Below are 14169 nucleotides of genomic sequence, written 5' to 3' on the forward strand. Positions count from 1 at the left end.
CATGTGGAAGGTTCCCGTGACTCAGAAGCCCGACCAGTGTCTTGGTGAATGGATCGACCGTGAAGCACTCGCAGAAGCGATGATTCCGCTTATCGGTCAGCTCTACCGCAATAACAACGTGGTGAGCTCGATCTATGGCCGCAGTCTGATCAACCAGTCTGTCATCGCGATTCTCAAAGCTCACCGCTTTGCTCGCCATCGCCAGTCCGATGACAGCGAATTGTCCGTCCACGAAACATTCCCGCTGCTCAAGGCAATGAGCGAGCTCAAGCTCGGCGCTGCTTCGGTAGATCTGGGCAAGCTGGCTGTCAAATTCAAAGCCGAAGGCAATGGCCGTACCGCCGAAGCGTTCGTCCGTGACGAACTGGCTGATGTGGTCGGCAAGCAGAATGGTTCCGGTCGTACCGGCACCGACGTTGTGCTGTACGGCTTCGGTCGTATCGGTCGTCTGCTGGCGCGCATCCTGATCGAGAAAACCGGTGGTGGCGACGGCCTGCGTCTGCGCGCCATCGTTGTCCGCAAGGGCGCCGAGAACGATCTGGTCAAACGTGCCAGCCTGCTGCGTCGCGACTCGGTGCACGGTTCGTTCAATGGCACCATCACCATTGATGAAGCCAGCAACACCATCACCGCCAACGGCAACCTGATCCAGGTTATCTACGCGAAGAACCCGACTGAAGTGGACTACACCCAGTACGGCATCAAAAACGCGCTGCTGGTGGACAACACCGGTGTATGGCGTGACGCCGACGGCCTGGGCCAGCACCTGGCCTGCCCGGGTATCGACCGCGTTGTTCTGACCGCGCCTGGCAAAGGCAAGCTGAAGAACATCGTTCACGGCATCAACCACGGTGAAATCACCGCTGACGACAAGATCGTTTCCGCCGCTTCCTGCACCACCAACGCCATCGTGCCGGTGCTGAAAGCTGTCAACGACAAGTTCGGCATCGTCAACGGTCACGTTGAAACGGTTCACTCGTACACCAACGACCAGAACCTGATCGACAACTTCCACAAAGGCGATCGTCGTGGCCGTAGCGCCGCGTTGAACATGGTGATCACCGAGACCGGTGCTGCCACTGCTGCCGCCAAGGCGCTGCCTGAACTGGCCGGCAAGCTGACCGGTAACGCGATTCGCGTTCCGACGCCAAACGTGTCGATGGCCATTCTCAACCTGAACCTTGAGAAAGCCACCACCCGTGAAGAGATGAACGAGTACCTGCGCTACATGGCGCTGCACTCCGATCTGCATAAGCAAATCGACTTCGTCAACTCGCAGGAAGTGGTTTCCACCGACTTCGTGGGCTCGCGCCACGCAGGCGTAGTGGACGCTGAAGCGACCATCTGCAACGACAACCGCGTTGTTCTGTACGTTTGGTACGACAACGAGTTCGGTTACAGCTGCCAGGTAGTTCGCGTGATGGAAGACATGGCCGGTGTAAACCCGCCAGCATTCCCGCGCTAAGCCTTAGCCGCACATGAAAACGCCCCGACTTCGGTCGGGGCGTTTTTGTTTGGGCGACCGGCGAGGGCGCAATCTGCCGGGGAAAGTCCTGGCAGCCGGTTAGCCGCAGGCCTTCATGTCTACTGGCCCGACAAACTCATTGCCGCGGCCCATCACGCACGCCACGCTCTGATTGCGCTGACGTTCCCAGGCCTGAACCGGGTAGGTCTTGTTCCAGGCTTCGTACAATTGCCGATCCTGTTTCGACAGGCGCAAGCCGTACTGTTTGCTCATGTAGAAATACGTTCGGGCGATCATGCCGCGAATGGAAGGCCGGGGCATGACCTTCTTCGCCTTGAAGTCGACCTGAGTCAGGCACGAGCCATATTGACCCGATTGCACGGGTAGCCAGCCGAAACTGAAATTGCTCCGATCGCCATTCACTTCGCCGATGCTGGGCACCAGATTGTGCAGGTCGGCCTCAGCTTTTTGATAGGTTGGGTCGTAATGCGTGCAGTTCTTGCGACCTCCCTGTTGCCAGCACTGACGCTGATGGCCGATCTGCCAGGCCGGGACAATGTGTTCCCACTCGATGCGCGAGGCGCGCTTGGCGTTTTTGCGTGGTATATAACCACAGGCGGCGAGGTTCACGCGGTTGCCGGTGTATTTGCAGCCGCAATAAAACTCGGTGGATTGCGGAGCGTACAACTTCCAGGCGACTTTCTTGGCTTCGTTGAAGGTGCGTGGGGCGCCAGCTTGGGCACCAAGGGTGATGAGCAGAAACAGCAAAGCAAGCCAGCGGACGCTCATTGACTCAATCTTCCTTCGGCACAACCCAGAAAATCTGCACGCCGCCATCGTCGCGATGGGCGAGGGTGACGTTGTCGTTCTCGTCGATTTCTTCGAGCAAGCGCTCCCACTCATTCACGGGCTCGTCCGGAAGACGGAAGATCAGTGCGGCTTTGGCTTTCTGGGCGGTGGGGGAATTGATGATTTTCTGAACGCGCATACCCAGGCGTTCGTAAGCGTCAGGAGAGGCGGAGGTAGTGGCCACGGAGTTATCCTTATTGAGCTGTACGTGCATACAGTATTTAACTGTAGGCATTTTCGCAACTGCTTAAAATTCAAGAAAATCCTCTGACAGTGGTTTTTTCCGTTTGGTGTAGGGCGAAGGGAGATTTTTTATCGGAAAGAGGTCGTGAACCACTCGCCAGGACTGGCGAGTGGTGACAGCGGTGCCCGACCGCGAACGGGTCGGGCGAGGGCGTATCAGTACTCCCAGAACATCCGTTGCAGCTCTTTGCTGTCGTTGGTCTTGGTCAGTGCGACCATGGCCAGGATGCGGGCTTTTTGCGGGTTCAGGTCGTTGGCCACAACCCAGTCGTACTTGTCGTCAGGTTGTTCGGCGTTACGCAGAACGAAACCGCCAGCGTTGACGTGGGAGGAGCGAATGATTTGTACGCCGTCCTTGCGCAGAGCCTGCAGGGCGGGAACCACGCGGGACGACACCGAGCCATTGCCGGTGCCGGCGTGGATGATGGCTTTGGCGCCCGATTGAGCCAGGGCTTTGTAGGCGGTGTCACTGACGTTGCCATAGGAGTAGGCAATTTCGACGTCAGGCAGACTCTTGATGGTTTTGATGTCGAATTCCGAGTCCATGGTGTGGCGCTTGGCCGGTAGACGGAACCAGTAGGATTTGCCTTCGACCACCATGCCCAACGGGCCCCAGGCACTTTTGAACGCCTCGGTCTTGATGTTGATCATTTTGCTGACATCGCGACCCGACTGGATTTCATCGTTCATGGTCACCAACACGCCTTTGCCACGCGCGTCCTTGCTACTGGCCACGGCGACGGCGTTGTACAGGTTCAGCATGCCGTCGGCCGACATGGCGGTGCCAGGGCGCATGGAGCCGACGACGATAATCGGCTTGTCGGTTTTCTCCACCAGGTTCAGGAAGTAAGCGGTTTCTTCCAGGGTGTCGGTGCCGTGGGTGATGACAATGCCATCGACGTCTTTGCTGTCGGCCAGTTCAGCCACGCGACGTCCCAGTTGCAGCAGGTTGTCGTTGGTGATGCTTTCGGATGCGATCTGCATGACTTGTTCGCCGCGAACGTTGGCCAATTGGCTCAGTTCCGGAACTCCTGCGATCAATTGTTCGATGCCGACTTTCGCCGCTTGGTAGGTGGCGCTGTTGGCGGCGCTGGCGCCCGCGCCGGCAATGGTGCCCCCGGTGGCCAGGATCACCACGTTCGCCAGTTTCTGTCGGGTTTCGACTTCTTTTGCTTGAAGGGCTGTGGGCAGAAGCATAAGCAGGGCCAAGGCGCCCGGAATAAAAGTGTTGAAGGCAGATTTCATTATTGTTTTCTCTAGTAGTGAGACGGTGCAGATGCAGGTTCATCTAGAAGCGCCCCAAGCAGATCTGAACGCCGGGGGTGGAGAGGAAGAGCAGGATCTGTACCAGTCGGACGCTGGAGAAGGTGATCTTTTAACCTGATGATTTTTATCAATATTGTTGTCGTGGCTGGCGATACTTCGCGCCTGGCTGTCCGGGTTTCCGAATATGTTCAGCTTTTATGTTCGGCTCACCGACCTTCATTGAGAAGGTCGCCTTGCATAATCGAAAATCGGTGCTAAAGAAAACCCCGCACAGGTCGATGCTCCTTTAAAGGATCTATTTTTTCAGGAGTTCACATGTCGTTTACTGTCGGTTTTGCAAATGCAGGCGCAATCACTATCGGGGGTAAATCCCCGGCGACCATCAACGACTTGAGTGAAGCAACATCCGACGCCTCGACCCAGGCGCTGGGCAAAGAGCAGGGCGACGACAAGCAGGTCAGAACCGGTGGCGGCGCGGCGGCTCAGAGCGAAAGCAAATCCGAGAAAACCAGCAGTCAGAGTATTGCGGTGCAGATATTGCTCAAGCGCATGCAGGAACTGCAGCAGCAACTGCGCGAACAGCAGCAACAATTGGCGGCCGCTCAGGCGGCGAATTATTCGACCCCGGAAGCCAAGTCCAGCGCAGTCATGACAATCCAGGGGCAAATCGCCAATACCAGCGCTGCGCTGGCGCAAGTGACCGGCAATCTGGTCAAGGAGCTGGCCAAGGATTCCAGCGGCGGCGGTCTGGTCAACACCACGGCGTGAGGCAAAACGGGTTGGCTTTTGCCAACCGAGACGCGGAACGGGGCGTTGACAAATCTCGGCAGGGTTCGCATAGTTCGGTCTACGCAAACGTTTGCGCGGTCGCCGTCGATGGGTTGATCCATTGATGATCCAGCGCAAGCGTTGCTAAGAATAATCATAAGATCGGAGTGAACCCATGAAGCTGCCATTCGCTGGACGTCTTCTCGCTGTCGCTATGCTGGCTGCCGCATCCGCCGCGTTGCCTGTCTCTTCGGCATTCGCCGCAACCCCTGAAAAACCTAAAGTCGCGCTGGTCATGAAATCTCTGGCCAACGAGTTCTTCCTGACCATGGAAGACGGCGCCAAGGCCTACCAGAAAGACCACTCCGGCGACTTCGAGCTGATCTCCAACGGCATCAAGGACGAAACGGACACGGCCGGCCAGACGCGCATCGTCGAACAAATGATCCTGTCCAAGGTCAACGCACTGGTCATCGCTCCGGCAGACTCCAAGGCCATGGTCCCGGTCATCAAGAAGGCAGTCGATGCCGGTATCACCGTGATCAACATCGATAACCAGCTGGACCCGGCTGTCGTCAAAAGCAAAAACATCACCGTTCCATTCGTAGGCCCGGACAACCGCAAAGGCGCGCGTTTGGTGGGTGAATACCTGGCCAAGCAACTGAAGGCTGGTGACGAAGTCGGCATCATCGAAGGCGTTTCCACCACCACCAACGCCCAGCAGCGCACTGCCGGCTTCAAGGATGCGATGGAAGCGGCGCAGATCAAAGTCGTGTCCCTGCAGTCCGGCGATTGGGAAATAGACAAGGGCGGCAAAGTGGCCTCGTCGATGCTCAGCGAATACCCGAACATCAAGGCCCTGCTGGCCGGCAACGACAGCATGGCGGTCGGCGCGGTCTCTGCCGTGCGTGCCGCCGGTAAGGCCGGCAAGGTGCAAGTGGTCGGTTACGACAACATCAATGCGATCAAGCCAATGCTCAAGGACGGTCGCGTCCTGGCCACCGCCGACCAGTTTGCTGCCCGGCAAGCAGTGTTCGGCATCGAGACCGCGCTGAAAATCATCAAAGGCGAGAAAGTCGATAGCGGCGCCAACGGCGTCATCGAAACTCCGGTAGAGCTGGTTACCAAGTAGTCTTTCTGGCGACACAACGGTGCTCGCCCCTTGGGGCGGGCGCATGGAGAGTTTTTATGTCAGTTTCCGCCCCGAACGCTGTCCTCTCGGTCAGCGGTATCGGTAAGACCTACGCTCAACCTGTCCTGACCAGCATCGACCTGACGCTGATGCGCGGCGAAGTGCTGGCGCTGACCGGCGAGAATGGTGCCGGCAAAAGTACGCTGTCGAAAATCATTGGCGGGCTGGTCACGCCGACCACCGGCCAGATGCGATTCCAGGGTCAGGATTACTGCCCCGGCAGCCGCAGCCAGGCCGAAAAGCTGGGCGTGCGCATGGTCATGCAAGAACTCAATCTGTTGCCGACATTGTCGGTGGCGGAAAACCTGTTCCTCGACAACCTGCCCAGCCTCGGTGGCTGGATCAGCCGCAAACAACTGCGCAGGGCGGCGATCGAGGCCATGGCTCAGGTCGGCCTCGACGCCATCGATCCGGACACCCTGGTCGGTGAGCTGGGTATCGGTCACCAGCAAATGGTGGAAATCGCCCGCAACCTGATCGGCGATTGCCATGTGCTGATCCTCGACGAGCCGACCGCGATGCTGACGGCCCGTGAAGTTGAAATGCTCTTCGAGCAGATCACTCGCCTGCAGGCGCGCGGCGTGGCGATCATCTACATTTCCCACCGCCTCGAAGAACTGGCACGGGTGGCCCAGCGCATCGCGGTATTGCGCGACGGCAACCTGGTCTGTGTCGAGCCGATGGCCAATTACAACAGCGAGCAACTGGTCACCCTGATGGTCGGCCGTGAGCTGGGCGAGCACATCGACATGGGCCCGCGCAATATCGGTGCCCCGGCGCTGACGGTCAAAGGGCTGACCCGTTCCGACAAGGTTCGCGATGTGTCCTTCGAAGTGCGCGCCGGCGAGATCTTCGGGATCTCCGGTTTGATCGGGGCAGGGCGCACCGAATTGCTGCGCCTGATCTTCGGTGCCGATACAGCCGACAGCGGCACCGTTGCGCTGGGTTCGCCGGCTCAGGTGGTGGATATTCGTTCACCGGCCGACGCAGTCGGTCATGGCATCGCGCTGATCACCGAAGATCGCAAGGGCGAGGGCCTGCTGTTGACGCAATCGATCAGCGCCAATATTGCCCTGGGCAATATGCCGGTGATTTCCAGCGGCGGCTTCGTCAACAACGGTGACGAGATGTCGCTGGCCCAGCGTCAGATCGACGCCATGCGCATTCGCAGTTCCAGCCCGACGCAATTGGTCTCGGAATTGTCCGGCGGCAATCAGCAGAAAGTGGTGATCGGCCGTTGGCTCGAACGCGAATGCACGGTAATGCTGTTCGACGAGCCGACCCGAGGCATCGACGTCGGCGCCAAGTTCGACATCTATACATTGCTCGGTGAGTTGACCCGTCAGGGCAAAGCACTGGTGGTGGTGTCCAGTGACCTGCGCGAACTGATGCTGATCTGTGACCGCATTGGCGTGCTGTCGGCAGGGCGTCTGATCGACACCTTCGAGCGTGACAGCTGGACCCAGGATGATTTGCTTGCCGCCGCGTTCGCCGGCTATCAAAAACGTGATGCGTTGCTCAACGAAGCAGCGCCTAGGGATCTTCCATGAATACTGCAACTCTGGTCGGCAAACGTAGTGGCAATTTTTACGGCCTCGGCACTTACCTGGGCCTGGCCGGTGCCTTGCTGGCGATGGTCGCGCTGTTCTCTGTGTTGAGCAGCCATTTCCTGTCTTACGACACCTTCAGCACCCTGGCCAACCAGATTCCCGATCTGATGGTGCTGGCGGTCGGCATGACCTTCGTATTGATCATCGGCGGAATCGATTTGTCGGTGGGTTCGGTGCTGGCGCTGGCGGCGTCGACAGTCAGCGTGGCGATTCTCGGCTGGGGCTGGAGCGTGCTTCCGGCGGCGTTGCTGGGAATGGGCGCCGCGGCACTGGCGGGTACCATCACCGGTTCGATTACCGTGGCCTGGCGGATTCCGTCATTCATCGTGTCCCTCGGTGTGCTGGAAATGGCGCGGGGTCTGGCATACCAGATGACCGGTTCGCGCACCGCTTATATCGGTGATGCCTTCGCCTGGCTGTCCAACCCGATCGCTTTCGGCATCTCGCCGTCGTTCATCATTGCCTTGCTGATTATCTTCATCGCCCAGGCTGTGCTGACGCGCACGGTGTTCGGTCGTTACCTGATCGGCATCGGCACCAACGAGGAGGCGGTACGTCTGGCGGGGATCAATCCGAAGCCCTACAAGATTCTGGTGTTCAGCCTGATGGGGCTGTTGGCCGGTATCGCTGCGTTGTTTCAGATTTCTCGCCTGGAAGCGGCGGACCCGAATGCCGGCTCCGGTCTGGAGCTGCAAGTGATCGCCGCGGTGGTGATCGGCGGCACCAGCCTGATGGGCGGGCGCGGTTCGGTGATCAGCACCTTCTTCGGCGTACTGATCATCTCGGTACTGGCGGCGGGTCTGGCGCAGATCGGCGCGACCGAGCCAACCAAACGCATCATTACCGGTGCGGTTATCGTGGTGGCGGTGGTGCTCGATACCTATCGCAGTCAGCGCGCAAGCCGGCGGACCTGAGTCATGGCAACGATCAAGGATGTAGCGGCGCTCGCGGGCATTTCCTACACCACGGTTTCCCATGTGGTGAACAAGACGCGGCCAGTCAGTGAGGAAGTGCGGATCAAGGTCGAGGCGGCAATCAAAAGCCTCGACTACGTGCCCAGCGCCGTGGCTCGCTCGTTGAAGGCGAAAACCACCGCGACCATCGGGCTGCTGGTGCCCAACAGCCTCAACCCGTACTTCGCCGAGTTGGCCCGTGGCATCGAGGATTACTGCGAGCGCAATGGCTATTGCGTCATTCTCTGCAATTCCGATGACAACCTGGACAAGCAGCGCAGCTACCTTCGCGTGCTGCTGGAAAAACGCATCGACGGCTTGATTGTAGCCTCTGCCGGTGGTGACAGCAGCTTGGCCGAAGGCCTGACGGGCGTGCGTACGCCGATGGTGATCGTCGACCGTGACCTGGAGGGTGTCGATGCGGACCTGGTGCGCATCGATCACGAATACGGCGCCTATCTGGCGACCCGGCACTTACTGGAGTTGGGGCATCGGGACATCGCCACGATTGGCGGCCCGGCAAGTACCAGCGTGGCGCAGATGCGTCTGGCCGGTTATTGCCGGGCGTTGAAAGAGGCGGGCGTCGAGGTGCCGCGCGAGCGCATGCTGGAAAGCGACTTCACCAGCACCGGCGGTTACAACGCCGCCGCGATCCTGCTGGAAAAGAACCCGCCCAGCGCGATCTTCGCCGGCAACGACATGATCGGCATCGGTGTGTTGCGTGCCGCTGCCGAGCGCAATATTCGTGTGCCCACCGAGCTGTCGGTGATCGGTTTCGACGATATCCAGATGAGCCGTTACGTCTATCCGGCGCTGACCACCGTGGGCCAGTCAATCCTGCAACTTGGCGAGATGGCGGCCGAGGTGTTGCTGCGCCGGATCGCCGCGCCGGATCTGGCGACCGATCAGCGCATCGTGACGCCCAGTATTGTCCTGCGGGAATCGACCAGCGCCGCTGGCCGGTGTGTTTGCCCAATATCGCTGAGCCGAAAGCACCGCTAAACAAAAAAGCACCGCTGAAATCGAATTGATGAGTAAAGATGTATGCCAGCAAAAGTAGTGGTAATAGGCAGCCTGAACATGGACCTGGTGACCCGGGCGCCACGGCTGCCCCGTGGTGGTGAAACGCTGATCGGCCAGTCATTTGCCACGGTTTCCGGCGGCAAGGGTGCGAACCAGGCCGTGGCCGCGGCGCGGCTGGGAGCGCAGGTGTCGATGGTCGGTTGTGTCGGCAGCGATGCTTATGGCGAAGCGCTGCGTGGAGCGCTGTTGGCCGAGCGGATCGATTGCCAGGCCGTCAGTACGGTCGAGGATTCCAGCGGCGTGGCGTTGATCGTGGTCGATGACAACAGTCAGAACGCGATCGTGATTGTTGCCGGTGCCAACGGTGCGTTGACCCCCGAAGTGGTCGACCGTTTCGACAATGTATTGCAGACGGCAGATGTCATCATCTGTCAGCTGGAAGTGCCGGATGCCACGGTCGGCCATGCTTTGAAACGCGGTCGTGAGCTGGGCAAGACCGTGATCCTCAATCCGGCACCGGCCAGTCGCCCGCTACCGGCGGATTGGTATGCGGCCATCGATTACCTGATTCCCAACGAAAGCGAAGCCTCGGCCTTGAGCGGTTTGCCGGTGGATTCCCTGAGTACTGCCGAAGCTGCCGCGACCCGCTTGATCGCCATGGGCGCCGGTAAGGTGATCATCACCCTTGGTGCTCAGGGATCGCTGTTCGCCAATGGCACACGCTTCGAGCATTTCCCGGCACCGACAGTGAAGGCGGTCGATACCACCGCGGCCGGCGACACGTTTGTCGGTGGTTTCGCTGCGGCGCTGGCGGCCGGCAAAAGCGAGGCCGAGGCGATTCGTTTCGGTCAGGTCGCGGCTGCGCTGTCGGTCACCCGGGCTGGCGCGCAACCTTCGATTCCTACCTTGTCCGACGTACAGGCGTTTAAAGCACCATGAAAAAGACTCCTTTGCTCAACGTCGCGTTATCGCGGCTGATCGCATCCCTGGGTCATGGCGACACCGTTGTGATCGGCGATGCCGGCCTGCCGGTACCGCCTGGCGTCGAGTTGATTGACCTGGCATTGACCCACGGCATTCCGGATTTCATCAGTACCTTGAAGGTCGTGCTCAGCGAAATGCAGGTCGAAAGCCATGTGCTGGCCCATGAGATTCTGGACAAAAAGCCGTCGGCCTTGAGCACCCTGGATGAACTGAATGCCGACGGTGCGCTTGGTCGGCGCGAACTGCTCAGTCATGACCAATTCAAAGCGCTCAGCCGACAGGCACGGGCGATTGTTCGTACAGGCGAATGTCAGCCGTACTGCAACATCATTCTGGTGGCTGGCGTAACGTTCTAACTTTCCGTTCTTCCCACGCACAAGGAGTGCGCTATGCACCGCTATGCTCAGAAACTGCATCACCTGCTTCGGAGTCTGCTGCTTTTGTCCCTGATTACCGCAACAAGCGCCCACGCGGCGGAAAAAATCGACTTGATCATCGACACCGATCCGGGGGCCGATGACGTGGTCGCCTTGCTGTTTGCCCTGGCCTCGCCGGAAGAGCTGAACATTCGTGCGCTGACCACCGTCGCTGGCAACGTGCGTCTGGACAAAACCTCGCGTAATGCGCGACTGGCCCGCGAATGGGCGGGCCGCGAAGAAGTGCCTGTTTACGCGGGTGCACCGAAACCGCTGATGCGCACGCCGATCTATGCCGAGAACATCCACGGCAAGGAAGGTCTGTCGGGTGTCACCGTGCACGAGCCGAAGAAAGGCCTGGCCAAAGGCAATGCGGTCAACTACCTGATCGATACCCTGAAAGCCGCCAAGCCCCACAGCATCACCATCGCCATGCTCGGCCCGCAGACCAACCTGGCCCTGGCGCTGATCCAGGAACCTGAAATCGTTCAGGGCATCAAGGAAGTGGTGATCATGGGCGGTGCGCACTTCAACGGCGGCAACATCACCCCGGTGGCCGAGTTCAACCTGTTCGCCGACCCACAGGCGGCGGAAGTGGTGCTGAAGAGTGGCGTCAAGCTGACGTATCTCCCGCTGGACGTGACCCACAAGATCCTCACCAGTGAAGCGCGCCTGAAGCAGATCGCTGCACTGAACAACAATGCCAGCAAGCTGGTGGGCGATATTCTCAACGAGTACGTCAAGGGCGACATGGAGCACTACGGCATTCCGGGTGGCCCGGTGCATGACGCCACGGTCATCGCTTATCTGCTCAAGCCGGAACTGTTTACCGGTCGTTCGGTAAACGTGGTGGTCGACAGTCGTGAAGGGCCGACCTTCGGTCAGACCATTGTCGACTGGTATGACGGCCTGAAGGCGCCGAAGAATGCCTTCTGGGTTGAAAATGGCGACGCCCAGGGCTTCTTCGACCTGCTGACCCAGCGCCTGGCTCGCTTGAAGTAATCCAAAGACCCGCAGGTGCCAGCCTGCGGGTTTTTCCGCTACTCGGTATCCGTTACGCCCATGTAGTCGGCAGGGTATCTCTCGAGAACCTGGGTAATGAAGGTCTGGGCGGCCTGCGTCCCCAGTTCCTTGACCAGCAAATCGATACCAATGATTGCCAGCTCTTCCGGAGTGCCCGGGCTGTAAGAGCTGTGACCCTGTGGCCACTTGATTGTGATATTGGCGTCGATGCTTACGGTGGTCATGATGGCGCTCGTGAAGTCGGGAAAGTCTGAGTGTCGAGTTAACCATTTTGCAGGACGTTTGGCACTCCGACTTAGGCATCAGGGGAGGGCTATGCGACACTTGGTCTTTGACGAATTTTCAAGGATTGTGCTGTGCAGATCGATTTGAACACTCCTGACGGCTTGACCCTCGAAGCAGTGCGTCAGCTACTGGCCTCTGCCAGCGACGATGAGCACACCCAGTTGCGGGTCACCAAGGGCGGCATCGCCTACATTTCGTCGGGTGTCGTGGGCGGTACTGATATCGACGGGCTGCGGTTTCGCCTGGAAACCTGGGCCAAGGGCTCGGGCTATGTCGGATTAGTCGCAGCCAGCGACGAGGTCTGGGTCATGCAGATCTTCAACGCGTTGAAAGACAACTGGCCGAATCCGCCGTTCGATTACATCGACGTCTATTGAACGCTGTTCATATTCAGTCACGATTGCGGGATGAACGGTAGGGCGATGCTCAGGCAAACTCGCCACTCGTCCAGACTGAGGGCAGGGTGATAGCGCCCGCCTTGAAACCAAACGCCAAAATGGCGGTCGCACGATCTCTGCTTAATTTTTGAAAAAAGGAGGCGTCATGCCTTGGAAGCTCGCGTCATTGGGTACGTTGTTGGCCGCCACTCTGCTGGCCGGTTGCAGCAGTACGTCCACCGAGTCGGCAAAGGACCCTGTGGCGACCGATACCGGCCACAGCCGTTGTGAAGCAAAGTCTGCCGAATTCACCATTGGCAAAAAGGCTTCGCCCCAATTGCTGGAGCAGGCACGTACCCGCGCAGGCGCGCAGAATGCCCGGTTCCTCAAGCCTGACGACATGGTGACTCTGGAGTACCGCTCCGATCGCCTGAACCTGAACACCGACAGCAATCTGGTGGTTACCCGCGTCAACTGCGGCTGATTGCTTCAGGTTTTTGTTTCACCCATAAAAAACCCCGTCACATGGACGGGGTTTTTTTAGTGCGCCAGAAAATTACTCTGGGCGAACTTGTGCAGCTTGCATACCCTTTTGGCCTTTCTCAGCCACGAAGGAAACGGTTTGGCCTTCTTTCAGGCTTTTGAAACCGTCGCTTTCGATAGCTTTGAAGTGTACGAACAGGTCGTCACCGCCACCTTGAGGAGTGATGAAGCCGAAGCCTTTTTCATCGTTGAACCATTTAACGGTGCCGGTTTGGCGATTAGACATGGTGTATCTCCAAGAAACATATATTTTCAGTAGTACTGTGCTGCTCAGGCCAACTGGGCACACCGGAGTATCATAGTCGAAATGTTCGCTTTGGGAGCCCCCCGGACGTGCTGTTTGCCCTACAGTCGCGTTCTCTTTGTTGCTCTGTATGGCTGAAAGCCCCGTTTTAAAAGGCTTTCAGCCGAAAGTAAAGACAATAAAAAAAGCTGTAAAACCTGCATAAATCGTACGAAAAAGCTGAAATCCATCACTTTTTATCAGCGTTGGGCCGAGTCAAAAGGACTTTTTCCTCACTTTTTCGCCGGTGCATTGGCCTTGCATTTGGCGATCTCGCCCAGTGCCTTCTGTTGCAGTTCCGGGGTGGCCTTGTTGTCCATCAGCGACTGGATATCGCTGGCCGGGTAGGATTTGATCGCGTCGGCGCCACAAGCGCAGTGGGATTTTGCCGCAGCAGCGCCAATCTGAGGGGAGGCCGCCTGTGTGCACTGAGCCATGTACTTCTCGCGCTCACCCTTTGGCCAGTCGGCGTGGGCCGCCAGCGGCAGCAACAGGACGACGGGTGCGACTACTGCGAATAAACGATTCAGACGCATGCTGAGATGCTCCTTTCGGGTCAATGTCTTTTATCTGAGGGGTGACACGGGGTTCAAGTTCAGCACTCTGGCACAAAAAAGCCTGATTTGCCCCAGCAGAAAACCTCAGTGCATCGATGACCGTTCATCTGTGCTAGCATGCCTGGCTCGGGTGTTTGCAGGCTCCGGATGACCTTCCGTCCCGGCAGCGGCAAATGCGCGAATAACCCTGATTTGAATCCCAGTCACTCTGGTTCGGTTTTCCGGTTGGCCGCAAGGCTCCTGCCGCTGTAAGGCAGGCGTTCGTCATTGAATGGCCTGGATCGGATCTTGTACTGGCTCATCCCAACCCACGTGACCTTTGGTAGGGGTCA

At 58.6% G+C, this 14169-nt stretch carries 16 protein-coding genes and 1 pseudogene; 11 read left to right on the plus strand and 6 right to left on the minus strand.

The features are described 5' to 3' along the window. The first annotated feature begins 1 nt into the window (after position 1). Positions 2–1465: a glyceraldehyde-3-phosphate dehydrogenase gene (locus tag ACEN9A_RS08170; protein WP_026345862.1), complete on the plus strand. Its 1464-nt coding sequence runs from the start codon at positions 2–4 to the stop codon at positions 1463–1465. A 99-nt stretch (positions 1466–1564) separates the two neighbouring features. Here the strand turns inward: ACEN9A_RS08170 and ACEN9A_RS08175 are convergent, their stop codons facing one another. From ACEN9A_RS08175 to ACEN9A_RS08185, 3 genes are all read right to left on the minus strand, one after another. Continuing rightward, positions 1565–2254: an endonuclease I family protein gene (locus ACEN9A_RS08175; RefSeq protein WP_258672934.1), complete on the minus strand. Its 690-nt coding sequence runs from the start codon at positions 2252–2254 to the stop codon at positions 1565–1567. 4 nt (positions 2255–2258) lie between these two features. Further along, complete coding sequence (locus ACEN9A_RS08180) at positions 2259–2549, minus strand: DUF1654 domain-containing protein (protein WP_258672935.1); 291 nt, start codon at positions 2547–2549, stop codon at positions 2259–2261. Positions 2550–2713: 164 nt separating this feature from the next. Beyond that, positions 2714–3802, minus strand: a complete 1089-nt coding sequence (locus ACEN9A_RS08185) for an asparaginase (protein ID WP_019582839.1) — start codon at positions 3800–3802, stop codon at positions 2714–2716. Positions 3803–4138: 336 nt separating this feature from the next. Here ACEN9A_RS08185 and ACEN9A_RS08190 point away from each other — a divergent pair, with 336 nt between their 5' ends. The 8 genes and pseudogenes from ACEN9A_RS08190 to ACEN9A_RS08225 all read left to right on the plus strand — a co-directional run bounded on the left by ACEN9A_RS08190 (position 4139) and on the right by ACEN9A_RS08225 (position 11771). After that, positions 4139–4591: a hypothetical protein gene (locus ACEN9A_RS08190; RefSeq protein ID WP_258672936.1), complete on the plus strand. Its 453-nt coding sequence runs from the start codon at positions 4139–4141 to the stop codon at positions 4589–4591. A 175-nt stretch (positions 4592–4766) separates the two neighbouring features. Next, complete coding sequence (locus tag ACEN9A_RS08195) at positions 4767–5723, plus strand: sugar ABC transporter substrate-binding protein (RefSeq protein ID WP_019582837.1); 957 nt, start codon at positions 4767–4769, stop codon at positions 5721–5723. A 56-nt stretch (positions 5724–5779) separates the two neighbouring features. Further along, on the plus strand, positions 5780–7333 hold the full coding sequence (locus ACEN9A_RS08200; protein ID WP_258672937.1) for a sugar ABC transporter ATP-binding protein: 1554 nt from the start codon (positions 5780–5782) through the stop codon (positions 7331–7333). Further along, a complete protein-coding gene (locus tag ACEN9A_RS08205) occupies positions 7330–8307 on the plus strand; it encodes an ABC transporter permease (protein ID WP_007940220.1) in 978 nt (325 codons plus the stop codon). Before ACEN9A_RS08200 ends, ACEN9A_RS08205 begins: the two co-directional genes overlap by 4 nt. 3 nt (positions 8308–8310) lie before the next feature. Then, positions 8311–9331: pseudogene (locus tag ACEN9A_RS08210) on the plus strand (LacI family DNA-binding transcriptional regulator). Positions 9332–9390: 59 nt separating this feature from the next. Further along, positions 9391–10308, plus strand: coding sequence for a ribokinase (gene rbsK / locus ACEN9A_RS08215; protein ID WP_258672938.1), 918 nt, complete (start codon positions 9391–9393; stop codon positions 10306–10308). After that, on the plus strand, positions 10305–10709 hold the full coding sequence (rbsD, locus tag ACEN9A_RS08220) for a D-ribose pyranase (RefSeq protein ID WP_019582833.1): 405 nt from the start codon (positions 10305–10307) through the stop codon (positions 10707–10709). The genes rbsK and rbsD overlap by 4 nt, the downstream gene beginning before the upstream one ends. Positions 10710–10742: 33 nt before the next feature. Further along, positions 10743–11771, plus strand: coding sequence for a nucleoside hydrolase (locus ACEN9A_RS08225; RefSeq protein WP_258672939.1), 1029 nt, complete (start codon positions 10743–10745; stop codon positions 11769–11771). Between the two features lie 38 nt (positions 11772–11809). Here ACEN9A_RS08225 and ACEN9A_RS08230 read toward each other — a convergent pair whose 3' ends face one another. Beyond that, positions 11810–12016, minus strand: coding sequence for a hypothetical protein (locus ACEN9A_RS08230; protein WP_019582831.1), 207 nt, complete (start codon positions 12014–12016; stop codon positions 11810–11812). A 132-nt stretch (positions 12017–12148) separates the two neighbouring features. On the opposite strand from ACEN9A_RS08230, the gene ACEN9A_RS08235 reads away from it, so the two are divergent. Beyond that, entirely contained in the window at positions 12149–12454 is a 306-nt protein-coding gene (locus ACEN9A_RS08235; protein ID WP_258672940.1) for a hypothetical protein, read from the plus strand. A 166-nt stretch (positions 12455–12620) separates the two neighbouring features. Beyond that, the gene (locus ACEN9A_RS08240) at positions 12621–12938 is read left to right on the plus strand and encodes an I78 family peptidase inhibitor (protein ID WP_019582830.1); all 318 of its coding nucleotides are present in this window, start codon (positions 12621–12623) and stop codon (positions 12936–12938) included. A gap of 72 nt (positions 12939–13010) precedes the next feature. On the opposite strand, the gene ACEN9A_RS08245 is transcribed toward ACEN9A_RS08240, so the two are convergent. Both ACEN9A_RS08245 and ACEN9A_RS08250 read right to left on the minus strand, forming a co-directional pair. Next, complete coding sequence (locus tag ACEN9A_RS08245; RefSeq protein WP_003179963.1) at positions 13011–13223, minus strand: cold-shock protein; 213 nt, start codon at positions 13221–13223, stop codon at positions 13011–13013. Between the two features lie 290 nt (positions 13224–13513). Continuing rightward, the gene (locus ACEN9A_RS08250; protein ID WP_018930277.1) at positions 13514–13816 is read right to left on the minus strand and encodes a hypothetical protein; all 303 of its coding nucleotides are present in this window, start codon (positions 13814–13816) and stop codon (positions 13514–13516) included. Positions 13817–14169: the final 353 nt, after the last annotated feature.

The organism is Pseudomonas sp. Pseusp18 (assembly GCF_059506005.1).

Bases quoted from the DNA above. Each gene is read 5' to 3' on its own strand.
- rbsK (WP_258672938.1), top strand. From the start codon at position 9,391: ATGCCAGCAAAAGTAGTGGTAATAGGCAGCCTGAACATGGACCTGGTG.
- ACEN9A_RS08190 (WP_258672936.1), top strand. From the start codon at position 4,139: ATGTCGTTTACTGTCGGTTTTGCAAATGCAGGCGCAATCACTATCGGG.
- ACEN9A_RS08245 (WP_003179963.1), bottom strand. From the start codon at position 13,223: ATGTCTAATCGCCAAACCGGCACCGTTAAATGGTTCAACGATGAAAAA.
- ACEN9A_RS08225 (WP_258672939.1), top strand. From the start codon at position 10,743: ATGCACCGCTATGCTCAGAAACTGCATCACCTGCTTCGGAGTCTGCTG.
- ACEN9A_RS08205 (WP_007940220.1), top strand. From the start codon at position 7,330: ATGAATACTGCAACTCTGGTCGGCAAACGTAGTGGCAATTTTTACGGC.
- ACEN9A_RS08240 (WP_019582830.1), top strand. From the start codon at position 12,621: ATGCCTTGGAAGCTCGCGTCATTGGGTACGTTGTTGGCCGCCACTCTG.
- ACEN9A_RS08195 (WP_019582837.1), top strand. From the start codon at position 4,767: ATGAAGCTGCCATTCGCTGGACGTCTTCTCGCTGTCGCTATGCTGGCT.
- ACEN9A_RS08180 (WP_258672935.1), bottom strand. From the start codon at position 2,549: ATGCCTACAGTTAAATACTGTATGCACGTACAGCTCAATAAGGATAAC.
- ACEN9A_RS08185 (WP_019582839.1), bottom strand. From the start codon at position 3,802: ATGAAATCTGCCTTCAACACTTTTATTCCGGGCGCCTTGGCCCTGCTT.
- ACEN9A_RS08230 (WP_019582831.1), bottom strand. From the start codon at position 12,016: ATGACCACCGTAAGCATCGACGCCAATATCACAATCAAGTGGCCACAG.
- rbsD (WP_019582833.1), top strand. From the start codon at position 10,305: ATGAAAAAGACTCCTTTGCTCAACGTCGCGTTATCGCGGCTGATCGCA.
- ACEN9A_RS08175 (WP_258672934.1), bottom strand. From the start codon at position 2,254: ATGAGCGTCCGCTGGCTTGCTTTGCTGTTTCTGCTCATCACCCTTGGT.
- ACEN9A_RS08170 (WP_026345862.1), top strand. From the start codon at position 2: ATGTGGAAGGTTCCCGTGACTCAGAAGCCCGACCAGTGTCTTGGTGAA.
- ACEN9A_RS08250 (WP_018930277.1), bottom strand. From the start codon at position 13,816: ATGCGTCTGAATCGTTTATTCGCAGTAGTCGCACCCGTCGTCCTGTTG.
- ACEN9A_RS08200 (WP_258672937.1), top strand. From the start codon at position 5,780: ATGTCAGTTTCCGCCCCGAACGCTGTCCTCTCGGTCAGCGGTATCGGT.